We start from the raw sequence: 23,138 nt of genomic DNA, 5'->3' as shown, positions 1-23,138 counted from the left end.
CCCAAGCCAGTAGAACCGAGCATGTCAGCACCCGTCGTCCCGCTTCCCCAGGTTGACCACCAGCGCGCCCTCTTCGCGGAGGGCCTGGCGCTCGACTGCGGCATGGTCATCGCCCCCATGGCGGTCGCCTACCAGACCTATGGCACCCTGAACGCCGCCCGGACCAATGCCATCCTGGTCTGCCATGCGCTGACCGCGGACCAATATGTTTCCGACATCAATCCGCTGACCGGCCGCGCCGGCTGGTGGGACACCATCGTCGGTCCCGGACTGCCGCTGGATACCGACCGCTATTTCCTGATCTGCGCCAATGTCCTCGGCGGCTGCATGGGCAGCACCGGCCCGCGGGAGGAGATGACCGACCCGGAAGGCCGGCCGATGGGCCGCCCCTGGGGCACGGATTTCCCCAATATCACCATCCGCGACATGGTCCGGGCCCAGAAGCTGCTGGTCGACCGCCTCGGCATCGAGCGCCTGCTGGCCGTCATCGGCGGCTCAATGGGCGGGATGCAGGTGCTGGAATGGGCGGCGACCTTCCCGGATGCGGTCTATGCCGCCGCCCCGATCGCGACGGCCGCCTATCACAGCGCCCAGAACATCGCCTTCAACGAGGTCGGCCGCGCCGCCATCCATTCCGATCCCGACTGGCGCGGCGGCCGCTACTGGGAGGATGGCGGGATCCCGGCCAAGGGCCTCTCGGTCGCCCGGATGGTCGCCCATATCACCTACCTGTCGGAACAGGCGCTGACCCGGAAGTTCGGCCGCCGGCTGCGCGGCGCCAGCTCGCTCACCTTCCTTGAGGATGTCTTCGAGGTGGAGAGCTACCTGCGCCACCAGGGCAGCACCTTTGTCCGCCGCTTCGACGCGAACAGCTACCTGACCATCACCCGCGCCATGGACTACTTCGACCTGGCCTCGGAACACGGCGGCGACCTTTCGGCCGCCTTCCGGGGGACGAAGACCCGCTTCTTCGTCTCCTCCTTCTCCTCCGACTGGCTCTTCCCGACCAGCGAGAGCCGCGCCGTGGTCCGTGCCCTGAACGCGGCGGCGGCCAATGTCAGCTTCGTCGAGATCGCTTCCGACAAGGGCCACGACGCCTTCCTGCTGGAGGAACCCGACTTCCACCGGGCACTCGGCGGCTTCCTCGCCGGCTGCGCCGATCGGCTGGGCGTCTGAAGCCGCCCGCCATCCCTTCCATTCACCCTCAGGATCTCCGCCATGCCGCCCAAAACCGGCCCCAATGACGGAATCATCGGCCAGGCCGCGGCCCTCGCCCGCGAATTCGCCCCCGAGCTCGATGCCGTCCTGCTGACCCAGTTCCCCGATGCCGAGACGCTGGACCTCTACCGGCCCGGCGAGACCGACATCGCCACCGTCACCGCGGTGAACCGCGCCGTCGCCGCGGCCCTCGCGGCCAGCGGCGTCCGCGTCTTCGTCCAGCGGGCCGACCGCGCCGCCTTCCGCCGTTGGATGGATGGCCGCATCGACACGCCGGAGAACCGCCTCGCCTGGCGCGACCGCGCGCGCATCCTGGGCGGTGCCGCGGCGCTGGAGGCGCTGGGCCTCGATGCCGCGCTGATCCCGGCGCAGCCCAAGCTCGGCACCGTGCCCGGCCCGCTGGCCGATCGCCTGGTCGCCGCCTTCGCCGAGGAGGATGGCGCCGGCTTCGAGGAACTGGCCCATGCGCTGCTGGCCGCGACCCGGACCGGCGTGCTGGAACTCGCCGTCCGCAAGGCCGCCGACCGGCTGGGCGAGGACATGGCCGAGGATCTCGTCGGCGCGCTGCTGGCCGTCGCCGAGGGCGCCGAGGCCGGCCCCTCCGGCTGGGCCGAGCTGGTCGCCCTGCCCGTCGCCCTGGTGCAGGGCGCGGTGCCGGATGCGGCGGAGCTGGGCGCCGGCATGATTGCCGCCGGCATCCTGCCCGCGACCCTGGAGCTGCGCTTCCTGCCCGGCTGGCGCTCGCCCGAGGCGCTGTCCCGGCTGGACCCCGCCGCCCTGCGCCGCGTGCTGCTCGACCTGGTCGCCGGCGCCGAGCCGCGCGACCTGCCGCCCGCCGATACCGACGAGCTGGCCAATGCCGGCTTCGGCATCCTGCTCGGCCTGCAGCTCGACTGGACCATCCCGACCTGGGAGGAGATCGCCGCCGAAGGCCCGCCCGAGCTGGACGAGGAGGACGAGAATCCTGAGGAGGGCCAGCGCGCCCTCGCCTTCGACCGCTGGCGCGCCGCCACCTTCGAGGCCGGCGGCTGCGTGCCGCTGGCCCTCGTCCCGCCTTCCGAGGTCGGTGACGAGATCGGCGACTTCCTCGGCGAGGCCGGGCAGCAGACGGCGGGGATCGAGGATATCCGCGACTTCGTCGCCATGGCCCGGCAGGAAGCCCCGGGCGAGGAGATCGTCTGCCGGCCGGAAGTGATCGGCGATGGGCTGGAGCTGTCGCTCTACACCACCGATGGCCGGTTCCTCGACAGCCTCAGCCTGGCCGCCGATGAGTTGCCGGCGCGGGCGGAGGAGATGCCCCGGCTGCTCGAGGCCTTCGTCGTCGTGGTGAAGGATGCGCCGGGGCGCTGAGGCGGAATGGCGGGGTGCCGCGCACCCCGCCAAGCCTGACTAGCGGACCTGCGGCCGCTGCCCCTGGTCGGCCGCCGGTGCGGTGGCCGATGGGGCCTGGTTCGCGGTGACCCGCCAGACGGTGTTCGACAGGTCGTCGGCGACGATCAGCGCGCCCCGCGGGTCCACCGAGACCCCGACCGGCCGGCCCCGGGTATTGCCCTCGCCGTTCAGGAACCCCGAGACGACATCGACCGGATCGCCGGCCGGCTTGCCATCCCGGAAGGGCACGAAGACCACCCGGTAGCCGACCGGGTTGTTGCGGTTCCAGCTGCCATGCTGGCCGACGAAGACCCCATCCGCGAAAGCCGTGCCCATGGCCGGGGTGGAGAAGGCCAGGCCCAGCGCCGCCACATGCGACCCGAGCGCGTAATCCGGCGCGATCGCCGAGGCGACCTTCGCGGGATTCTGCGGCTGCGCCCGGTTGTCGACATTCTGGCCCCAGTAGCTGAAGGGCCAGCCGTAGAAGGCCCCCTCCCGCACCGAGGTCAGGTAATCCGGCACCAGGTTGGGACCGATCTCGTCCCGCTCGTTCGCCACCGCGAAGAGCTGGCCGGTGCCCGGCTGGATCGCCAGCGCGGTCGGGTTGCGCAGCCCGGTCGCATAGGGCCGGTGCGCGCCGGTCTGGATATCGATCTGCCAGACCATGGCCCGGTCGATCTCGGCATCCATCCCGCGCTCGGTGATGTTGCTGTTGGAGCCGATGCCGACATAGAGGAAGCGGCCGTCGGCGCTGGCGGCCATCGCCTTGGTCCAGTGATGGTTGATCGCCGAGGGCAGGTCGGTGAGCGTCACCGGCGGTCCGCTGGCCTGAGTCTGGCCGTCCCGGTAGTCGAAGCGCACCACCGCGTCCTGGTTGGCGACATAGAGCTTGCCATCGACCAGCGCGAGCCCATAGGGCGCGTTGAGATGGTCGGCGAAGATGCCCTTCATCTCGTAGGTGCCGTCGCCATCGGCATCCCGCAGCAGCGTCAGCCGGTTGCCGCCGGGCACCGAGGTCTTGCCCAGGCTCTTGATGAAGCCGGCGATGATGTCCTTGGGGCGCACGGTCGGCGCATTGCCGCCGGCACCTTCCGCGACCAGGATATCGCCATTGGGCAGCACCAGGGTCTGCCGCGGGATGCGGAGATCGGTGGCGATGGCGGCGATCCGGTAGCCCTGCGGCACCGTGGGCAGGTCATTGCCCCAGCTCGCCGGGCGGGGAATCTGCATGGAAGGCAGCAGGCCGCGATGCGGTTCCGGCAGGGGTGGGTTGGCGCCATGCTGTTCCGGTCCGGCATCGCCGTCACAGGCCGCGAGGGTGAGCGCGACGGCGCCCATGAGAAGAGCCGAGCGCATCATGCCACCTCTTTCGCGTGAAACCCGGAATAGCCGGTCCAGGCCGCGGCGAGCGCCAGGGCCGCGACGACCGCCGAGAGATAAAGGCCTTCCGGCATGATCGCCCAGGCATCCTTGGCATGGACCAGGGCATTGACGAAGCCGAGCACCCACATGGCCAGCAGCAGGAGGCAATAGAGCACCAGCCGGCCCCGCTGCGCCGTACCGCGGCGGAACAGGTTGACCAGTGCCCAGAGCACGGCGAAGGCGCTGAAGAACAGCCCCCCGGCGATCAGCCAGGACGAGAAATTGGCCCATTGCACATGGAAGCTGCCCCGGTAGGCGAGGTCGCTGAACAGCGCCCCCAGGAACAGCGGCAGCGGGAAGGCGAGCAGCAGGGAATGCAGCGGATGCAACGGCCGTAATGGGGCCGAGGCGGATAGGGCAACCATGGAGTCTCCTCTCAGGCCTGGGCACGGCCGGATGGCCGGCTTCGGCAAAGGCGCTGAGGGGCAGCGAATGACCGGCCGCCAAGTTGCGTGACGAAGCAAGTTTCCGCGGTCGGCGGTCCCGGCTGGACGCGGAGGAAGCGCCTAGTGCGCCCCGGTCATCTCCACCAGCTCGATCACCAGCCCCGCCGTGCTCGCCGGGTCGAGGAAGGCGATGCGGTGGCCGCCATGGCCGCTGCGCGGCACCTCGTCCTTCAGCCTGATGCCCTTGCCCTTCAGCTCGGCCAGCGCCGCCTCGATGTCGTCAACCTCCAGGCAGATGTGGAACAGTCCCTCGCCGCGGGTGCGGATCCATTCGGCGGTGGCGCCGGTCTCGTCCTGCGGCTCCAGCAGTTCCAGCGCGCTTTCGCCGATCGGCAGCATCGCCAGACGGATCTTGTGCTCCGGTAGCGTCTCCTCGTGGTCGCAGCCGATCCCGAGCGTCGCCAGCGTATCCCGCACCGCATCCAGGTTGCGGATGGCGATGGCCACATGTTCGATGCGCTTGATCTTCATCGGAGCCTCCTTGAACCGGCGCCAAGGGTGATACCCTGCCGGCCAGAACGGAAGGGGGAAGCAACCATGGTCCGGATCGCCCGCCGCAGCCTGCTTGCCGCGACGCTCGCTACGCCCAGCCTTGCCGCAACCGAAGCCCCGGCCGGAGCCCCTTGGCCCAGCCGCGGCCTGGTCTGGGTGGTGCCCTTCGCCGCCGGCGGCATCACCGACAGCTCCTCCCGCGTCGTCGCCCAGCGGCTCTCGCAGATCCTCGGCCAGCCCATCGTGGTGGAGAACCGCCCCGGCGCCGGCGGTACCATCGGCACCGAGGCGGTGGCCCGGGCGCCGGCCGATGGCCTGACCCTGCTCTACGGCAGCCAGGGGCCGATCGCCGCCGCCCCGGCGCTGTATCCCGGCCTGCGCTACGACCCGAAGCGGGACTTCATCCCGGTCCAGGGCCTCGGCGCCTCGCCCAACATGGTGGTCACCAGCCCGGGCCGGCCCTGGCGCAGCATGGCGGAACTGGTCGCCGCCGCCCGGGCGCAGCCGGAGACGCTGACCTATGCCTCCACCGGCATCGGCACCGCGCCGCATCTGGCCGTCGAGATGCTGCAGCAGGTGACCGGCATCCGGCTGATCCATGCGCCCTATGCCAATGGCGCCCAGGCGGTGAACGACGTCATCGGCGGCCGGGTGGACGTGATGTGGGACTACCCGCTGACCAGCATCCCGCATGTCCGCGACGGCAGGCTGCGGGCGCTGGCCGTGACCGACAGCCAGCGCGTCCGCCTGGCGCCCGACGTCCCCACCATGGCCGAGGCCGGCTTCCCCGAGGCCGAATTCCTGCCCTGGGCCGGGCTTTTCGTTCCCGCCCAGACGCCGGCGCCGGTCGTCGGCCGCCTGGCCGCCGGGCTGCGCCAATCGATGCAGGACCCGCGGGTGCAGGAATTCTTCGACGGCACCGCGACGGTGCTCTGGCCCGGGATGGGTCCCGACCGCTTCAAGGCCTTCCTCGAGGACGAATGGCCGCGGATCGCCGCCCTGGTCGCCCGCTCCGGCGCGCGGCCGGGCTGAGGCCCCGGGCCTGGCTTGCACCCGCCCGGCCCGGCGGCTAGAGCCAGCCCTCCGCGACGCCTTGCACAGGAAATCCCCGCATGAGCGAGTCCGGCCACCGGCGCGAACGCACCATCGTGCTGGATACCGAGACCACCGGCCTCGACCCCGCCACCGGCGACCGCGTCATCGAGGTCGCGGCGATCGAGCTGGTCAACCTGATGCCCACCGCCCAGGTCTATCACGTGCTGATCGACCCGGAGCGCGACATCCCGCCCGAGGCCAGCAAGGTGCACGGCTTCACCATCGACATGCTGCGCGGCAAGCCGAGGTTCGCCGAGGTCGCCGCCGGGCTGGTCGAATTCCTCGGCGATGCGCCCATCGTCGCGCATAACGCGCCCTTCGACTTCGGCTTCCTCGACAATGAATTCCGCCTCGCCGGGCTGCCGCCGCTCGACCGCGCCCGCATGGTCGATAGCCTGATGCTGGCCAAGCAGCGCTACCCCGGCATGCCGAACAGCCTCGATGCGCTCTGCCGCCGCCTCGGCGTCGACAATTCGATGCGGGATAGCCACAACGCCCTGCTCGACGTGAAGCTGCTGGCCCAGGTCTATCTGGAGCTCATGGGCGGCCGGCAACCCGGCTTCGTCCTGGCGCTCAACATGGCCGGCCCGACGGTGGTGCTGGATGGCTTGAGCAAGCCCCGCACCCCCCGCCCCATCCTGCCGACCGAGGCGGAGCTGGCGGCCCATGCCGCTTTCCTCGGCAAGCTGAAGGAGCCACTCTGGCTGCAATAGCAACCGGAGGAACCCAAGGCATGTCCCAGCTGCACGGCAAGGTCGCCCTCGTCACCGGCGCGGCCTCCGGCATCGGTGCCGCCTGCGCCCGCACCCTGGCGCGCGAAGGCGCCAAGGTCCTGCTGACCGACCTCGACGACCACCGCGGCGAGGCGCTGGCCGCGAGCATCCGGGACGCCGGCGGCGAGGCCGCCTATCTCCACCAGGACGTCACCGAGGAGGACCGCTGGATCGAGGTCGTCGCCGCGGCGGAAGCCCGCTTCGGCAAGCTCGACGTGCTCGTCTCCAATGCCGGCATCGGCATCATGACCAGCATCGTCGACATGACCCTGGCCGATTGGCGCCGGCAGATGGCGATCAACGTCGATGGCGTCTTCCTCTCGGTGAAGCATTCCATCCCCGCCATGCGCCGGGCCGGGGGCGGATCGATCGTGCTGATCTCCTCGGTCGCCGGGCTGCGCGGCTCGGCCGGGCTGGCCGGCTATTCCGCGACCAAGGGCGCGGTGCGGCTCTTTGCCAAATCCGTGGCGCTCGAATGCGCGCGGGAGAATATCCGCTGCAACAGCGTCCATCCCGGCATCATCGAGACCCCGATCTGGGAGAAGATCCCGACCGGCGCCACCGGCCAAAGCCGCAACGCCCCGCTCGACCCACGGGCGATCGCCCTGGCCAGCGTGCCGACCGGCGTACTCGGCCAGCCGCAGGATATCGCCGATGGGGTGCTCTTTCTCGCCTCCGACCAGTCCCGCTACGTCAACGGGTCGGAGCTGGTGATCGATGGGGCGCAGACGGCGGGCCGGGTCGGCAGCATCGCCAAACCGTAACGGGGCGGAGCCCGGCGTGGGGCCTGGCCCGCCGGATTTGCCCTTCCCCCGCACCCATGGCTAACTGACATTTCAGTCGTCTCGGTTCGTAGCCCAGGGGAACCATCATCCATGCCGGAAGCGCCGACGCCCTCGCAATTGCGGCCCCTGGCGTCGCCCGCCCCTGATCGCCTGGTGGAATACTCCGCGCCCATCGGCGACTCGGTCAAGACCACCACCTGCTACATGTGCGCCTGCCGCTGCGGCATCCGGGTGCATCTGAAGGATGGCCAGGTCCGCTACATCGAGGGCAATCCGGACCACCCGGTGAACAAGGGCGTGCTCTGCGGCAAGGGCAGCGCCGGGATCATGACGCAGTACTCCCCGGCGAAGCTGCGCGCCCCCCTGAAGCGCATCGGACCGCGCGGCTCGGGCGAATATGCCGAGATCAGCTGGGAGGAGGCGCTGGAGACCGCGACGGGCTGGCTGAAGCACGTGCGGGAGACCGATCCGCGCCAGCTCGCCTTCTTCACCGGCCGCGACCAGTCGCAGAGCCTGACCGGCTTCTGGGCCGCGCAATTCGGCACCCCGAATTTCGCCGCGCATGGCGGTTTCTGCTCGGTCAACATGGCGGCCGGCGGGCTCTACACCATCGGCGGATCGTTCTGGGAATTCGGCGAGCCCGATTGGGACCGCGCCAAGTACTTCCTGATGTTCGGCGTCGCCGAGGACCACGACAGCAATCCGATCAAGATGGGGCTGTCGAAGATGAAGGCGCGCGGCGCCAAATTCATCTCGGTCAACCCGGTCCGCACCGGCTATTCCGCCATCGCCGACGAATGGGTCGGCATCCGCCCCGGCACCGATGGGCTGTTTGCCCTGTCGCTCGCGCATGAGCTGCTGCGCACCGACCACATCGACCTCGAATTCCTCGCCCGCTACACCAATGCGAGCTGGCTGGTGGTGCGCAATCCCGGCGGCGCCGACGACGGGCTGTTCGCCCGCGACGAGGCCGGCAAGCCGATGGCCTGGGACCGCAGCCGCGGCGCCATCGATGCCTCGATGGCGGATCTCTCCGCCGTCATGGTCGGCGACTTCACGCTGCCGGACGGCCGGAAAGCGCAGCCGGTCTTCCAGCTCATGGCGGAACGCTACCTGGCGCCGGAATATGCGCCCGAGGCGGTCGCCGAGTGCTGCGGCATCGACGCCGCCCGCATCCGCACCATCGCCGCCGAGATCGCCGACGTCGCCTTCAACCAGGCGATCACGCTCGAACAGCCCTGGACCGATGTCTGGGGCCGCCGGCACGAGACCATGGTCGGCCGCCCGGTCGCCTTCCACGCCATGCGCGGCATCTCGGCGCATTCCAACGGCTTCCATTCCTGCCGCGCGCTGCACCTGCTGCAGATGCTGCTCGGCGCGGTCGATACCCCCGGCTCCTGGCGCTACAAGTCACCTTTCCCGCGGCCGATCCCGCCCGGCCCCGGCCCGGCCGGCAAGGGCGCCAAGCCGAATACCCCGCTGGCGGGCAATATCCTCTCCTTCCCGCAGGGGCCGGACGACCTGCTGGTGGACGACGACGGCAATCCGCTGCGGATCGACAAGGCCTTCTCCTGGGATGCGCCGCTGGCGCTGCACGGGATGATGCATACGGTCATCGGCAATGCCGGCATCGGCGACCCGTACAAGATCGACACGCTCTTCATGTTCATGGCCAACATGGCCTGGAACAGCGCGATGAACCCCGGCGAGGTCATCCGCATCCTTACCGAGCAGCAGCCGGACGGCGAATACACCATCCCGCACGTCATCTACTCCGATGCCTACTACTCGGAGACGGTGCCCTATGCCGACCTGATCCTGCCGGACACCACCTACCTGGAACGCTGGGACTGCATCAGCATCCTCGACCGGCCGATCGGCAGCGCGCATGGCGCCGGCGATGCCATCCGCCAGCCGGTGCTCAAGCCGGACCGCGACGTGCGACCCTTCCAGGACGTGCTGATCGACCTCGGCTCCCGCCTCGGCCTGCCCGCCTTCACCAGGCCGGACGGCAGCCCGCGCTGGAAGGACTACCCCGACTACATCGTCAACCATGAGCGCATGCCCGGCGTCGGCCCGCTCGCCGGCTTCCGCGGCGCGGATGGCACGAAGAAGGGCGTCGGCGAGCCGAACCAGGACCAGCTGCAGCGCTACATCGACAATGGCTGCTTCTGGCGCGACCACCTGCCGCCGGAGCAATCCTATTTCAAGCATTCCAACAAGGATTACCTCGAGCAGTCCAAGGCCATGGGGCTGATGGGCAAGTCCGATCAGATCGTCATGCAGATCTGGTCCGAGCCGCTGCAGAAATTCCGCCTCGCCGCGGAGGGCCATGGCGCCAAGCAGCCGCCGGACCGGCTGCGGGAGCGGGTGCGCACCTATTGCGACCCGCTGCCCATCTGGTACGCGCCGCTCGAGCACACTGGCCAGGACCTCGGAGAGTTCGGCCTCTCGGCCATCACCCAGCGGCCGATGGCGATGTATCATTCCTGGGGTTCGATGAATGCCTGGCTGAAGCAGATCCTCGGCTCCAACAAGCTCTACATGGCGCGGGCCCGCGGCGCCGCGTTGGGCATCGACCAGGACGACTGGGTCTGGGTCGAGAGCCGCGCCGGGCGCCTCAAGTGCCAGGTGGCGCTGATGGAGGGCGTGAACCCCGACACGGTCTGGACCTGGAACGCCATCGGCAAGCGCTCCGGCGCCTGGAACCTCGACCCCGACAGCACGGAATCGACCAAGGGCTTCCTGCTGAACCACGTCATCAGCGAATGGCTGCCCGCCCAGGAAGGCTTCCGCCAGGCCAATGCCGACCCGGTCACCGGCCAGGCCGCCTGGTACGACCTGCGGGTGAAGGTCAGCAAATGCGCCCCCGGGGAGGAGGGCATCACCAGCCCCCACCCGGATACGCTGGCCCTGCCGCCGCATATGCCGAGCCGTCCCGACATCCTCCGCTATTCAACGAAGGCCAAGCCGTGACCTGCCTGCCCGAGATCACCCCCGGCCAGAAGAAGCTTGGCCTCGTCATCGACCTCGACACCTGCGTCGGCTGCCAGGCCTGCGCGACCAACTGCAAGGAATGGAACAGCTCCGGCCACAGCGGCCCGCTGCCCGACCTGAAGCCCTATTCCGCCGGGGCCGAGGGCGTCTGGTTCAACCGCGTCCATAGCTACGAGGCCGGCGAGGGCGGCGACGGCCGCACCGTCCACTTCCCCCGCAGCTGCCTGCATTGCGAGACCCCCGCCTGCGTCACGGTCTGCCCCACCGGCGCCTCCTACAAGCGGATCGAGGACGGCATCGTCCTGGTGGACCACGATACCTGCATCGGCTGCGGCCTGTGTGCCTGGGCCTGCCCCTATGGCGCGCGGGAGATGGACGAGGATGAGGGGGTGATGAAGAAATGCACCCTCTGCATCGACCGCATCTACAACGAGACCATCCCCGAGGCGCAGCGCCAGCCCGCCTGCGTGCTCACCTGTCCGACCAGTGCCCGCCACTTCGGCGACCTCGGCGACCCGAACAGCGATGTCAGCAAGCTGGTCGCCGAGCGCGGCGGCCAGGACCTGATGCCGGAGCTGGGCTACAATCCGGTCAACAAGTACCTGCCGCCGCGCAAGCGCAGCAGCGTTGCCGCCATGCCGGCCGAAGCCGTGCCCACCGCGATGGACATCAAGAACCCGCTGCTGCGCTGGATGGACAAGGTCCTGACGCGATGAATCCTGCGCCTTCCATCGTCTTCTTCACCACGGCGTCCGGCGCCGGCTACGGCTTGCTGTTCTGGCTCGGCCTGCTGCGGCCGCTGGGCGTGGTGCCGGCGACCCCGGCTTTCGCCCTGGTCTGCCTAGTGCTGGCGCTGCTGCTGATCACCGCCGGCCTCGCCTCCTCGACCCTGCACCTCGGCAACCCGATGCGGGCCTGGCGGGCCTTCAGCCAGTGGCGGTCCTCCTGGCTGTCGCGGGAAGGCGTGGCCGCGGTCGCCACCTATGTCCCGGCGATCGCCTTCGGCGCGGCGCTGCTGGCGGACCTGCCGGGCCTCGCCACCCTCGCCGGGCTGCTGGCGGCGGTGGGCGCCGCGGTGACGGTCTGGTGCACCGCCATGATCTATGCCTCGTTGAAGCCCATCCGGCAGTGGCACCACCCCTTGGTGGCGCCGGGCTATCTGCTGCTGGCGGCCTATTCCGGCATGGCGTTGCTGGCCGGTGTCTCGGCGCTGGGCGGCGTGGTCGGCGGCCCGGCCTCCTTCATCATCACCCTCGGCCTGGCCGGGCTGGTCCTCAAGCTGTTCTACTGGCGGATGATCGATGGCGGCGCCCCGATCGCCACCGCCGAGAGCGCCACCACCCTCGGCTTCATCGGCAAGGTCCGGCCGCTCGACCCGCCGCATACCGAAAGCAACTGGCTGCTGCGGGAGATGGGCTTCCGCGTCGCCCGCAAGCATGCCGCCACCTTGCGGACCATCGTGCTGGTCGGCGGCTTCGCCCTGCCGATCCTGCTCGCCCTGCTGGCGACGCAGATCGGTGGCGGCGTGGCGCTGCCGGCCCTGGCACTCGGCGCCCTGCTGGCCCTGGCCGGCCTGCTGGTCGAACGCTGGCTGATGTTCGCCGAGGCGACCCATACGGTGACGCTCTACTACTCCGGACGTTAACGGGGGCTTGCATCCCGGCCCCGCCATCCGCCACGCTGCCCAGCGGGATGGCAAAAAGGGCTGGGATGATGCGACTTCGCGCGCGATGGATGGCGGCTGCCTCAATTCTGGCCCTGGCGGCCGGCAGCCCGGCCGTTCAGGCCGCCGACCTCACCATCGCGGTGGGCGGCGCCTTCACCTCCATGGACCCGCATTTCTTCGACCTCTCGCCGAACCATGCCCTCACCTGGCATGTCTTCGACCGGCTGGTGCACCCCGATCTCGACCAGCGCCCGGCCCCCGGCCTCGCCACCTCCTGGCGCGCCGTCGACGAGCTGACCTGGGAATTCAAGCTGCGCGAGGGCGTCCGCTTCCAGGACGGCACCCCCTTCACGGCGGACGACGTGGTCTTCACCTTCGCCCGCGCGCCCAACGTGCCGAACAGCCCGACCTCCATGGGCCAGTACATCCGCCCGGTGACCCGGCTGGAGGTGGTCGATGCCCATACCATCCGCCTCCATACCGCGGAGCCGGTGCCGCTGATCCCGCAGATGATGGGCAGCTTCTCCATCATCGGCCGACGCCAGGGCGAGGTGAACGGCCAGGCGCTCGGCACCGCCGACTACAACAGCGGCCGCGCCGCCATCGGCACCGGCCCCTACAAGCTGGCCTCCTTCGCCATCGGCGACCGTGCCGTCTTCACCCGCAACCCGGACTGGTGGGGGCCGAAGCAGGACTGGGACCGCGTCACCTACCGCCTCATCAGCAACGACAGCGCCCGCGTCGCCGCGCTGCAATCCGGCGACGTCGATGCGATCGACACGGTGCCGACCCGCGACGTCGAGCGCATCCGCCGCGACGCGCGGCTGACGGTGCAAGCGCGCCCCGGCCTCCGCCTGATCTACCTCTACGTCGATGCCAACCGGCCGCAGTCGCCCTACGCCACCGACCGCGACGGCAAGGTGCTGCCGCAGAACCCGCTGCGCGACGTCCGCGTCCGCCAGGCGCTCAGCCTCGCCATCAACCGGGAGGGCATCCGCCGGCAGATCATGGAGGGCAATTCGCTGCCCACCGGCCAGGCCATGCCGGAGGGCAGCATGGGCTACGACCCCTCCATCCGGGTGCCGCCCTACGACGTGGACGCCGCGAAGAAGCTGCTGGCCGAGGCCGGCCTGCCGGATGGCTTCAACCTCACCCTGCACGGGCCGAACGACCGCTACGTGAACGACGACGGCATCGTCCAGGCGATCGCCCAGATGTGGTCCCGCATCGGCGTCCGCACCGCGGTCTCGACCAGCCCGGCCAGCGTCTTCTTCACCGCCGGCGGGGTGCGCGACGAGCACACGATCTCGCTCACCGGCTGGTCGACCTCGACCGGCGAGCCCGACACCCACCTGTCGCTGATGCTGGCGACGCCGGACCCGCAGCGCGGCCGCGGCACCCGCCTCCGCCCCTCCCACTACAGCAACCCCGACCTCGACCGGCTGGTGGACCGGGCGCTGACCACCATCGAGAACGAGGCGCGAGAGAAGCTGTATTTCGAGGCCATCCGCATCGGCTTCCAGCGCGACGCGGCGGTGATCCCGATCCACCACCAGGTCAATGTCTGGGCCATGCGCAAGGGCCTGACTTATACGCCGCAGCTGTCCGAGCAGACCCGCGCCATGGAATTCAGCCTGGCGCGATAGTCCGGGGCCTCACCGCAGCAGGCTGAGACCCGAAAACAGGCCGCGCAAGGCGTCGAGCCCCTGCCCGGCCAGCGCGCCGTCGAAGGGCCGGCCCGCCGCGGTGCCGCGGGCGGCGCCCAGGGCCAGCCGGTCCTGGCCCAGCTCCGCCGGAGACAGGCGGCCATTGCCGTCGTAGTCCAGGCTCTCGACCAGCAGCCGCGCCGCCAGCACCCCGGCCAGCCCGGCCGCCCCCGTCGTCGCGCCGAGCCTCTCCACCGAGGCGCCCTCCTGCAGGGCAACGACCCAGCCGAGCCCGCGCACCAGCCGCGCCACCTCGGCGGCACCCAGCTGCCCATCGCCCGAGACATCCGCCTGCACCACCAAGGCGCCGAGGCAGGTCGCCGCATCGGCGGTACAAGCGGCCTCGAGGTGCTCCAGCCCCGCCAGCAGGGCGAAGCCCTCGCCATGCTGCGCCGCCAGCGCGGCCGGGACCGTGGCGCAGCGCTGCCAGCGCATCACCGGTGCCGCGCCCGGCAGCAGGTCGTCGCGGGTCTTGGCCTCCGGCTCGGCCGTCTCCAGCGCCTCCCCGGCAAGGCGCAGCAGCAGCCGTGGTGCCGCTGCCCCGCCCGCAGTGCCGAGGCTCCAGCCCGCCATCTCCCGCAGGCCGGTGAAGCGCAGCAGCCGGCCATGGCCCGTGACCGGCACCCGCGCCGCCGCCCGTGCCGTCACCTGCAGCAGGGCGACGGGGCTGGCGCATTCGCCCTGCACCCAGCTGCCCTGCAGCCCCTCCGGCAATCCCTGCCCCAGCGCCAGGCCCGGCGCCAGCAGCAGCCACGCGGCCAGCCACCTCATTGCAGCACGAGTTCCTGGCCGGTGCAGAGATCGGCACCCGGCAGCCGCAGCTCCCGTCCGTCGCGGAACACCGCGGTCAGGTCCGCCTGGCAATGCTCAGGCCCTGCCGGCAGATCCTCCGGCGGGGCGAAGTCGAGGCTCTCGCCCGCCCCCAGCACGCTCTGCCCGAGCCGGTCCGGCCCACGCTGCGCCGCGCCGGCGGGGTCGGCGTAGAGCTCCACCACCGGCAGGGCCGCGGCATTGCGCAGCCGGACGCTGCCCTGCCGCAGCGCCGCCTTCTCCGGCCCGGCCGCCTCCGCCGGCGGCGCCAGCCGCTCCTCCAGGGTCCAGCCCGGCCGCAAGGTGATGGTGCTTGCGGCGCAGATATCGACGCCGCGCCGTTCCTCCGCCGAGCGGTTCTCGAAGATGATCCGCAGATCCGCCTGGCAGCTGCCCTCGAGGCTGACCACCTGCCGGCCCCCCGGCGCCAGCACCGCATCGCCCAGCACATCGGGGCCCCAGCTGTCGCTCTCGGCCGGGGAGACGAAGGCCCGCTGCACCGGCTGGCTGAAGCCGTTCACCAGCGTCACCTGGCGCGAAGCCCCCTCGGCCACCGCGGCCCGGCCGAAGGCCACCGCCGGCGCGGCGCAGACATCGAGGCCGCGCTGCACCTCCTCCCGGTCATCCTCGAAGACCGCGCGCAGGTCCCAGGCGCAGCCCGCGCCCCGCAGCCGCAACCGGAAATCGGCCCGCGGCTCGACCATGCTGGAGCCCAGCCGGTCGCCCCCCCAGGCGTCGCTGTCGGCCGCGCCGCCTGCCGTGCGGGCATAAAGCTCGCGCAGGGTGCGGCGGCCCTGGTTGGTCACCGTCACCTCGCGCAGCGGCAGGCCGGAATCGCCGAAGGTCAGCCGCGGCACCCGGCAGATGTCCAGACGCTCCCGCACCTCCTCCACCGCATCGTTGAAGACTGCGCGGATGTCGAAGACGCAGCCGGGCAGGTTGCGCAGCCGCAGCCGCAGGGTATCGCCGGCCGAGACGATCTCGCTGCCCAGCCGGTCCGGCCCCCAGCCGGTGGTTCCCCGCCCTGCCGGCCTGGTGCCGGGCGCGGCCAGGTAGAGCTCCCGCAGGCCCTCGTCGGACTGATTGACCACCTCCACCTCCCGCCGGGGGCCGGTATCGGCGAAGGTCACGCGCGGGTTGCGGCAGACGTCCAGTCGCCGGCGCATCTCGTCGCCACCCTCGAAGGTCGCCCGGACCTCGAAGGCGCAGTCCCGGGTGCGGCCCAGCGTGACGCGCAGGGTGGCGCGCGGCGGCAGCACGTTCGAGCCCAGCCGGTCCGGCCCTTCCTGCTCCGCGCCGGGGCGGAAGATGTACAGCTCCTGCAGGCTGCGGTCGGTCTCGTTCGCCACCGTCGCTTCCCGCGCCGCCGCGGCGGGCGGGGCGGCGGGCGCCTGCGCCCAGGCCGGCCCGCCCAGCATGAGGAGCCCCGCCAGTATCACGCGCCGCATGGGAATCCCCTGAATCGTTCCCGTCAGCATTGCGGCGCAAAACGGCAGGTTGCAAGCGCCTCAGCGCGCGACCAGCAGGCCCGCCTCGCGCATCAGCCGGCCGATCACCGCCTTGTCGCGGCGGAACACCGCCTGGGCCTCGGCCGGGCCGGCGACGACCGCGTCGCTGCCGGTCGCATCCAGCTTGGCGCGCGTCGCCGCATCGCCGGTGGCTGCCTGGAAGGCACCGGAAAGCCGCGCCTGGATCGGCTCCGGCGTGCCGACCGGGCAGAAGACCAGGATCCAGGTGGTCAGCTCGTAGCCCGGCAGCACCTCGCCGATCGCCGGCACCTCCGGCATGTTCGTCCGGCGTCCCGCCCCGGTCAGGCCGATGACCTTGCCGCGCCCCGATTCCACCACCGGGCGGAAGCTGCTCTCGCTGATGAAGCAGGCATCGAGCCGCCCGGCGGCCACGTCCCGCGCGACATCGGCGCCGCCACGGTAGGGGATGTGCTCCATCTTCACCCCGGCCATGGCCTGCATCAGCTCTCCCATCAGGTGGCCGATATGGGCGACGCCGGGGGTACCGAAGGTGACCTCGCCGGGCCGCCGCTGCGCCTCCGCCAGGAAACCGCGTAGGTCGGTGGCGGGGAAGCCCGCGCGCATCCCCAGCACATAGGGCGCGCTGGTGAGCTGGGTGATCGGCAGCAGCATGTCGTAGTCGAGCGGCAGCGACTTGTTCACCAGCGGCGAGGTGATGGTCGTCGCGCCCTCCATCACCAGCGTATAGCCATCCGCCGGGGCCTGCGCCGCGGCTGCGGCACCGAGCGCGCCGGAAGCCCCGGTACGGTTCTCGATCACCAGCTGCTGGCCGAGGGCCTCGCCGGTCTTCGACTGCACGATGCGGGCGACGGTATCGGCGATGCCGCCGGCGCTATAGGGACAGATCAGCCGCACCGGCCGGTTGGGGAAGTCGGCGATGCCCTGCCCCAGGGCCGGAACCGGCAGCAGCGCCGCCCCGAGCAGCGCCCGCCGCCTCACTTCGGCGCGCCTTCGCCGAAGTCCCACCAGATGCCGGCCATCAGCCCCAGCCCCTCGCGCAGCAGCGGCGCCAAGGCGTGCTCGTCCGGGCCATGCTGGTTGCAGCCGGGGTAGCTGTTCGGGATCCAGATGCAGGGTGCGTCGAGGATCTTGAGGAACAGGTCCGAGGGCGAGGAGCCGGAGGAATTCGGCACGATGTTCGGCGCTTGGTTCGAGGTCCGCCGCATGGATTTCGCCACCGCCTTGACCCAGGGATTCTCAGGATCGGTCCGGCTGGCCGGGAACATGCTGCGGTTCAGCGCCTCCTCCACCCGCACCATGGAGAAGCCATGCGCGTCGAGGTGCCGCCTGAGGTTGGGCACGATGGTCTCCGCCGGCACATCCACGGTATGCCGCACCTGCAGCCGCGCCCGCGCCTTGCCCTGCACCGCATTGGTCGGCGCATCCGGATGGCCGCAGACCGAGGCGAGGACGATCACGCTGGTCCAGCTGTAGATCCGCTCCGCCTTGCTCATCCCCGGCTCGCCCCAGTCGGCGCTGCCCTCGGGCACGCCGGGGATGTCCTCGAAGACCAGGGCATCGACCGCCGCCTTCACCGCCGCGGGGACCTGCTTCGGCAGCCAGCCATCCACCAGGATCCTGCCGCGCGGCGTGACGATGGAGGCCAGCGCATGCGCCAGCACGAAGCCTGGGTCGTCCAGCACGCCCCCCCAATGGCCGGAATGGTGCTCGCCCTCACGGTAGTCCACCACCAGGTCGAAGGCGACGCCGCCACGGGCGCCGAGCGACATCTCCGGCATGAAGGTGGTCTGCCGCGGCCCGTCGAGCGCGATGAAGACATCCGCCGCGCAGGCCTCGCGGTGCAGTTCCAAGAATTCGGCCAGGCCCGGCGAGCCGACCTCCTCCCCGGTCTCGACGAAGAATTTGGCGTTGAAGCCGAACTTGCCGCGCTCCGCCAGCACCGCCCGCAGGGCCTCCAGCGCGATCAGGTGCTGGCCCTTGTTGTCCACGGTGCCGCGGCCGTACCAGCGGTCGCCGGCGACGGTCACCGCCCAGGGGTCGCGGCCCTCGCTCCATTGCGGCGCCAGGCCGCGCACCACGTCGCCATGGCCATAAATCAGCACCGTCGGCAGCGCCGGGTCCTCGATCCGCGTCGCCAGCAGCACCGGGCCGCGGCCGGCCTCGGGATTGTCCAGCACCCGGCTCTCGAAGCCCATGTCCGCCAGCATCGGCGGCAGCACCTCGCCGCAGTAGCGGTAGAGGTCGGGCAGGCGCTGCGGCATCTGGCTCTCGGTCGGCACCGCCACCAGGCTGCGCAGCGCGGCCAGGTAGCGGCCGTCGTCGTAGCAGGCGGTGGCGCGGGCGATGGCGCCCTCGCGTGAACCGGACATCGCAATCCCTCCCGAAGCGGGGCCATCGTGGCCTCGCGCTCCGCCGCGGGTCAACGCCCCGGCCTTTGGCGTCCTCACGAGTTCGTGAGCGGAACTTTACCTATGAGTTACGTTGCAGACAGGTTCGTCACAGGAGGATCGATATGAACGCGCTTCGTTCGGCAGTGGCCGTGACCGCCTTGGTGGCCCTGGCCGCCTGCAATGCCTCCCCGCAGCGGCCGCAGCCGACCAACGTCGGCAACAGCGCCGCCGCCCCCATCGTGCCCGGCACCGGCCAGATCATGGGCGGCATCAGCAATGCCGAGGTCCAGCGCACCACCCCGGGCCCCGGCGCCCAGGCCCCCATCGTGCCCGGCACCGGCCGCATCATGGGCGGCACCAGCAATGCCGAGATCCAGCGCACCCGCCCGGGCCGCGGCGTTCAGGCGCCGATCGTGCCCGGCACCGGCCAGATCAACGGCGGCATCAGCAATGCCGAGGTGGACCGCGTCGGCGGCGGCCCGCCGTCCCGCTGAGCGTCGGGGGCCGGCCCTGACCAGGGGCCGGCCTCACAGCGCCCGCATCACCGCCTTCAGGACCAGTGCCAGCAGACCAACCGCGGCCACGCCACCGGCCCAGAGCCCGAGGAACCACAGCCACCGGCGCGCCGCACCCGTGGCCATGCTCAATGGTACCCCGCGCCAGCCTTCACCTTGCCGCGGAACAGCCAATAGACGTAGCCGGTATAGGCCAGGATGATCGGGATCAGCACCGCCGCCCCCACCAGCAGGAACAACTGGGAGGACCGCGGCGCCGCCGCATCCCAGATGGTGATCTCCGGCGGCACGATCATCGGCCACATGGTGATCCCGAGGCCGGTATAGGCCAGGAAGAACAGCCCCAGGGCGCAGAGGAAGGGCAGCCCATCCCGCCACGGATGCCCGTCGGTCTGGCCCAGGGCCCGGAACAGCTTCCAGCCCAGCGCCACCACCAGGACCGGCACCGGCAGCGCCGCGAGGATTGCCGGGAAGGCGAACCAGCGCGCCCGGAATTCCGGCAGCAGGAAGGGCATGATGGCGCTCACCAGCCCGATCAGCACCAGCGTCATCCAGCCCAGCCGCCGCGCCAGCCCCACCGCCTGGGCCTGCAGGGCCTCCTCGGTCTTCCAGACCAGCCAGCAGGCGCCGAGCAGGCCATAGCCCACCACCAGCGCCAGCGCCGTCAGGCAGGAGAAGGGCGTCAGCCAGTCCCACCAGCCGCCGGCATAGGCGCGCTCCTCCACCCGGATGCCCTGCACGAAGGCCCCCAGCGCCAGCCCCTGGCAGAGCGTCGCCGCATAGCTGCCCCAGGAGAAGGCGCGGTCCCAGGCCACCAGCTGCCCCGGCGTCGCCGCGCGGAAGCGCATCTCGAAGGAAACGCCGCGGAAGATCAGCGCCAGCAGCATCAGGATGATCGGCATGTAGAGCGCCGGCAGGATGGTCGCATAGGCCAGCGGGAACACCGCGAAGAGGCCGGCGCCGCCCATGATCAGCCAGGTCTCGTTGCCGTCCCAGACCGGCGCCACGGTATTGACCGCGACATCCCGCTCCTGCTGCCCGCGGATCCAGGGAAACAGGATGCCGATGCCGAGGTCGAAGCCATCCATGCAGACATAGAGGAACACCGCCGTGGCGATGAGGAAGGCCCAGATGGTGGCGATCGTCTCGGCCGTCATGCCACCGGCTCCGCCTGCCTGTCCGATTGCTTGCCCGATTGCTTGCCCGTCTGGGCCGCCGGCTTGTCCTGCACCGACGGCGCCGCCGTGGTCCCCGCGGTGCGGATCGGCTCGCCCTGGCGCGGGCCTTCCTCATGCGGCATCGGCGCATGGGCGAAGAGCCGGAACAGGTACCAGCCCCCCGCCCCGAAGACGCAGAAATACACCACCACGAAGGCCGCCAGCGAGGCCGCGACGGCCGGCGCCGCGATCGGGCTGACGCTCTCGGCCGTGCGCATCAGGCCATAGACGGTGAAGGGCTGCCGCCCCGCCTCGGTGGTGATCCAGCCGAAGGTCACCGCGATCAGCCCCGATGGCCCCATCGCCACCGCCCAGCGCTTGAACCAGGGCGTGTCGTAGAGCCGGCCGCGCCAGCGCAGCCACAGCGAGGCCAGCCCCAGCGCGATCATCAGCAGGCCGATGCCCACCATGATGCGGAAGGACCAGAAGACCAGCGGCACGTTGGTCGGCCGCGCATCGGCCGGGAAGTCCTTCAGGCCCTTCACCTCGCCGTCCCACTCATGGGTCAGGATCAGGCTGCCGAGGCGCGGGATGCCGATCGCCAGCCGCGTCTCCTCCCGCTCCATGTCCGGCATGCCGAAGAGCAGCAGCGGCGCGCCGCGCCGGGTCTCCCAATGGCCTTCCATCGCCGCGACCTTCTGCGGCTGCAGCTTCACCGCCCAGAGGCCCTGCATGTCGCCGAAGACCGCCTGGGCCGGCGCCACCACCACCGCCATCCACATCGCCATGGAGAACATCACCCGGGCATGCTGGTTGGCCCGGTCGCGCAGGATATGGAAGGCGCCGACCGCGCCGACGATCATCGCCGTGGTCAGGTAGGCGCCGGTGATGGTGTGCAGGTAGCGGAAGGGAAAGGAGGGATTGAAGACGATCGCCCACCAGTCTTCCGGCATGAAGCGGCCATCCGGCCCGATGGAGAAGCCGGCCGGCGTCTGCATCCAGGAATTGGCGGACAGGATCCAGAAGCCCGAGATCAGCGTGCCGATGGCGACCAGGCAGGTCGCGGCGAAATGCAGCCCCTTGCCGACCCGGCCCAGCCCGAACAGCATCACCCCGAGGAAACCCGCCTCCAGGAAGAAGGCCGTCAGCACCTCGTAGCCCATCAGCGGCCCCAGCACCGGCCCGGTGCGGTCGGCGAAGACCGACCAATTGGTCCCGAACTGGTAGGACAGCACGATGCCGGAGACCACGCCCATGGCGAAGTTCACCGCGAAGACCTTCAGCCAGTAGCGGAACAGGTCGAGGTAGAGCTCCCGCTTCGTGAACAGCCACAGCCCCTCCAGCACCGCGAGGTAGCTGGCCAGCCCGATGGTGAAGGCCGGGAACAGGAAGTGGAAGGTCACGGTGAAGGCGAATTGGATGCGGGCGAGCAGCAGCGCATCCGGCAAGGCATCCCAAAGCATCAGCAGGTCCTTCCCCGTCGCGTGGGTAATACCCGGCCGGCCCGCCCGTTCCCGGGTGACCTGGGCTTCCTCGCCGCTATAGCCCAGCCCGGGCGCCCGGTCGTGCCGATCCGCAACCCCATCGCCTCACGCCGCGCCGAACAGCAGATAGACCCGCGCCGCCGGCGGCCAAGCCGCCATGATCGGGTCGCGAAAGGCCCAGGCGCCCGCCACCGCCGCCGCCAGCACCAGGCCGGAGCCGATCCAGGCGGCCCAGAGCGCCATCCGGGCGGCGCGCCCATCCTGCTGCCCCGCCGCGGCCTCGGGAGGCGGCACCGCCGGCTCCGGCCGGCGCGGCGCGCTCATCGGCGGAACGGCCTCGGCAGCCGGGGCGGCAGGTACCGGTCCCGCCGGCACGGCCGGCGACTCGGGCTGGACCAGCCATTCATGCGCGCATTTGGCGCAGCGCAGCCTTCGCCCGGCGCCGATCAGCGCATCGGGCACCTCGTAGGTGGCGTCGCAGGTGGGACAGGCAATGCGCATCGGCAACCGCACTGTGTAAGGCGCGGGCGGCCCCTGCAAGCGGGGATTGGTCCGCTTCCGTCACCGGTTGCGCCTTGGCGTCGCGGGCCGCGGACGGCATTGTCCGCCGCATGGTGCGCTTCGAGCATGTCGGGCTGCGTTACGCGACGCCGACCGGGTCGGGGCAACCCGGCCTGGCGCCGGAGGTGCTGCGCGACCTCAGCTTCACCCTGCCGCAAGGCAGCTTCCACTGGCTGCTCGGCCCCTCGGGCGCCGGAAAATCCTCCCTGCTCGCCCTCATGCATCTGGCGATGCGGCCCAGCCGGGGGGAGATCGAGGTGCTCGGCCAGAGCCTTTCGGGGGTCCGGCGGGCGGCGCTGCCGGCGCTGCGGCGGCGGATCGGCGTGGTCTACCAGGACTTCCGCCTGCTGCCCCACCTCAACGTCTTCGACAACGTCGCCCTGCCGATGCGCGTCGCCGGCCGGCCGGAAGCGCAATTGCGCGCCGATGCGGCGGAGATGCTGCGCTGGGCGGGCCTTGAGCGGAAGCTGGCGGCGCTGCCGGCGACGCTCTCGGGCGGCGAGCAGCAGCGCGTCGCCATCGCCCGCGCCGTGGTGATGCGCCCGGCGCTGCTGGTGGCGGACGAGCCCACCGGCAACCTCGATGGCCCCCAGGCCCGCCGGGTGCTCTCCCTGCTGCAGGAGATGCACCGCCTGGGCACCACCGTGGTGGTGGCGACCCATGCGGAGTCGCTGGTGGCCGAATATCCCGGCCCGGGGCTCTGGCTGGCCGAGGGGCGGCTGGTGCGGCATGGCTGAGCCCGCCCGTCCCCTCCCCCGAC

General features: G+C 71.0%; 21 protein-coding genes. 11 read left to right on the top strand and 10 right to left on the bottom strand.

Going from position 1 to position 23,138, the window contains the following annotated elements:
• The first annotated feature begins 21 nt into the window (after positions 1-21).
• Positions 22-1,176: a homoserine O-acetyltransferase MetX gene (gene metX / locus AC0IW9_RS17205; protein WP_471649507.1), complete on the top strand. Its 1,155-nt coding sequence runs from the start codon at positions 22-24 to the stop codon at positions 1,174-1,176.
• Positions 1,177-1,218: 42 nt separating this feature from the next.
• A complete protein-coding gene (locus tag AC0IW9_RS17200; RefSeq protein ID WP_471649506.1) occupies positions 1,219-2,568 on the top strand; it encodes a hypothetical protein in 1,350 nt (449 codons plus the stop codon).
• A gap of 39 nt (positions 2,569-2,607) precedes the next feature.
• Here the strand turns inward: AC0IW9_RS17200 and AC0IW9_RS17195 are convergent, their stop codons facing one another.
• The 3 genes from AC0IW9_RS17195 to mce all read right to left on the bottom strand — a co-directional run bounded on the left by AC0IW9_RS17195 (position 2,608) and on the right by mce (position 4,928).
• Positions 2,608-3,948 carry a PQQ-dependent sugar dehydrogenase gene (locus tag AC0IW9_RS17195; protein ID WP_471649505.1) on the bottom strand — a complete coding sequence of 447 codons (1,341 nt, stop codon included), beginning with the start codon at positions 3,946-3,948 and terminating at the stop codon, positions 2,608-2,610.
• A complete protein-coding gene (locus AC0IW9_RS17190; RefSeq protein ID WP_471649504.1) occupies positions 3,945-4,376 on the bottom strand; it encodes a DUF2231 domain-containing protein in 432 nt (143 codons plus the stop codon). Before AC0IW9_RS17190 ends, AC0IW9_RS17195 begins: the two co-directional genes overlap by 4 nt.
• A 141-nt stretch (positions 4,377-4,517) precedes the next feature.
• On the bottom strand, positions 4,518-4,928 hold the full coding sequence (gene mce, locus AC0IW9_RS17185) for a methylmalonyl-CoA epimerase (RefSeq protein WP_471649503.1): 411 nt from the start codon (positions 4,926-4,928) through the stop codon (positions 4,518-4,520).
• A 66-nt stretch (positions 4,929-4,994) separates the two neighbouring features.
• On the opposite strand from mce, the gene AC0IW9_RS17180 reads away from it, so the two are divergent.
• From AC0IW9_RS17180 to AC0IW9_RS17150, 7 genes are all read left to right on the top strand, one after another.
• On the top strand, positions 4,995-5,981 hold the full coding sequence (locus AC0IW9_RS17180) for a Bug family tripartite tricarboxylate transporter substrate binding protein (protein ID WP_471649502.1): 987 nt from the start codon (positions 4,995-4,997) through the stop codon (positions 5,979-5,981).
• Positions 5,982-6,061: 80 nt separating this feature from the next.
• On the top strand, positions 6,062-6,757 hold the full coding sequence (dnaQ, locus tag AC0IW9_RS17175) for a DNA polymerase III subunit epsilon (protein WP_471649501.1): 696 nt from the start codon (positions 6,062-6,064) through the stop codon (positions 6,755-6,757).
• 20 nt (positions 6,758-6,777) lie between these two features.
• Positions 6,778-7,581: an SDR family NAD(P)-dependent oxidoreductase gene (locus tag AC0IW9_RS17170; RefSeq protein WP_471649500.1), complete on the top strand. Its 804-nt coding sequence runs from the start codon at positions 6,778-6,780 to the stop codon at positions 7,579-7,581.
• Positions 7,582-7,692: 111 nt separating this feature from the next.
• Positions 7,693-10,578 carry a molybdopterin oxidoreductase family protein gene (locus AC0IW9_RS17165; RefSeq protein ID WP_471649499.1) on the top strand — a complete coding sequence of 962 codons (2,886 nt, stop codon included), beginning with the start codon at positions 7,693-7,695 and terminating at the stop codon, positions 10,576-10,578.
• Complete coding sequence (locus AC0IW9_RS17160) at positions 10,575-11,315, top strand: 4Fe-4S dicluster domain-containing protein (protein ID WP_471649498.1); 741 nt, start codon at positions 10,575-10,577, stop codon at positions 11,313-11,315. Before AC0IW9_RS17165 ends, AC0IW9_RS17160 begins: the two co-directional genes overlap by 4 nt.
• Complete coding sequence (locus tag AC0IW9_RS17155) at positions 11,312-12,244, top strand: dimethyl sulfoxide reductase anchor subunit family protein (RefSeq protein ID WP_471649497.1); 933 nt, start codon at positions 11,312-11,314, stop codon at positions 12,242-12,244. Before AC0IW9_RS17160 ends, AC0IW9_RS17155 begins: the two co-directional genes overlap by 4 nt.
• Before the next feature lie 89 nt (positions 12,245-12,333).
• Entirely contained in the window at positions 12,334-13,911 is a 1,578-nt protein-coding gene (locus AC0IW9_RS17150) for an ABC transporter substrate-binding protein (RefSeq protein ID WP_471649496.1), read from the top strand.
• A 9-nt stretch (positions 13,912-13,920) separates the two neighbouring features.
• Here the strand turns inward: AC0IW9_RS17150 and AC0IW9_RS17145 are convergent, their stop codons facing one another.
• From AC0IW9_RS17145 to AC0IW9_RS17130, 4 genes are read right to left on the bottom strand one after another with little or no spacing between them, the layout of a single operon-like run.
• On the bottom strand, positions 13,921-14,742 hold the full coding sequence (locus tag AC0IW9_RS17145) for a hypothetical protein (RefSeq protein WP_471649495.1): 822 nt from the start codon (positions 14,740-14,742) through the stop codon (positions 13,921-13,923).
• Positions 14,739-16,229 carry a hypothetical protein gene (locus AC0IW9_RS17140; protein WP_471649494.1) on the bottom strand — a complete coding sequence of 497 codons (1,491 nt, stop codon included), beginning with the start codon at positions 16,227-16,229 and terminating at the stop codon, positions 14,739-14,741. The genes AC0IW9_RS17145 and AC0IW9_RS17140 overlap by 4 nt, the downstream gene beginning before the upstream one ends.
• 60 nt (positions 16,230-16,289) lie before the next feature.
• Positions 16,290-17,249, bottom strand: a complete 960-nt coding sequence (locus AC0IW9_RS17135) for a Bug family tripartite tricarboxylate transporter substrate binding protein (protein WP_471649493.1) — start codon at positions 17,247-17,249, stop codon at positions 16,290-16,292.
• Entirely contained in the window at positions 17,246-18,640 is a 1,395-nt protein-coding gene (locus AC0IW9_RS17130; protein WP_471649492.1) for a M20/M25/M40 family metallo-hydrolase, read from the bottom strand. Before AC0IW9_RS17130 ends, AC0IW9_RS17135 begins: the two co-directional genes overlap by 4 nt.
• A gap of 143 nt (positions 18,641-18,783) precedes the next feature.
• Between AC0IW9_RS17130 and AC0IW9_RS17125 the strand changes: the two genes are divergently transcribed.
• On the top strand, positions 18,784-19,155 hold the full coding sequence (locus AC0IW9_RS17125; RefSeq protein WP_471649491.1) for a hypothetical protein: 372 nt from the start codon (positions 18,784-18,786) through the stop codon (positions 19,153-19,155).
• A gap of 149 nt (positions 19,156-19,304) precedes the next feature.
• On the opposite strand, the gene cydB is transcribed toward AC0IW9_RS17125, so the two are convergent.
• The 3 genes from cydB to AC0IW9_RS17110 all read right to left on the bottom strand — a co-directional run bounded on the left by cydB (position 19,305) and on the right by AC0IW9_RS17110 (position 22,318).
• Positions 19,305-20,333 (bottom strand): cytochrome d ubiquinol oxidase subunit II, encoded by a 1,029-nt coding sequence (gene cydB / locus AC0IW9_RS17120; protein ID WP_471649490.1) that lies wholly within the window; start codon positions 20,331-20,333, stop codon positions 19,305-19,307.
• Positions 20,330-21,796 (bottom strand): cytochrome ubiquinol oxidase subunit I, encoded by a 1,467-nt coding sequence (locus AC0IW9_RS17115; RefSeq protein WP_471649489.1) that lies wholly within the window; start codon positions 21,794-21,796, stop codon positions 20,330-20,332. Before AC0IW9_RS17115 ends, cydB begins: the two co-directional genes overlap by 4 nt.
• A gap of 126 nt (positions 21,797-21,922) precedes the next feature.
• On the bottom strand, positions 21,923-22,318 hold the full coding sequence (locus tag AC0IW9_RS17110) for a zinc-ribbon domain-containing protein (RefSeq protein WP_471649488.1): 396 nt from the start codon (positions 22,316-22,318) through the stop codon (positions 21,923-21,925).
• Between the two features lie 110 nt (positions 22,319-22,428).
• On the opposite strand from AC0IW9_RS17110, the gene AC0IW9_RS17105 reads away from it, so the two are divergent.
• Positions 22,429-23,115, top strand: coding sequence for a cell division ATP-binding protein FtsE (locus AC0IW9_RS17105; RefSeq protein ID WP_471649487.1), 687 nt, complete (start codon positions 22,429-22,431; stop codon positions 23,113-23,115).
• Positions 23,116-23,138 lie beyond the last annotated feature (23 nt).

The sequence above is a fragment of the Belnapia sp. AC561 genome (assembly GCF_979252845.1).
This window is presented reverse-complemented; position numbering and strand designations above follow the sequence as displayed.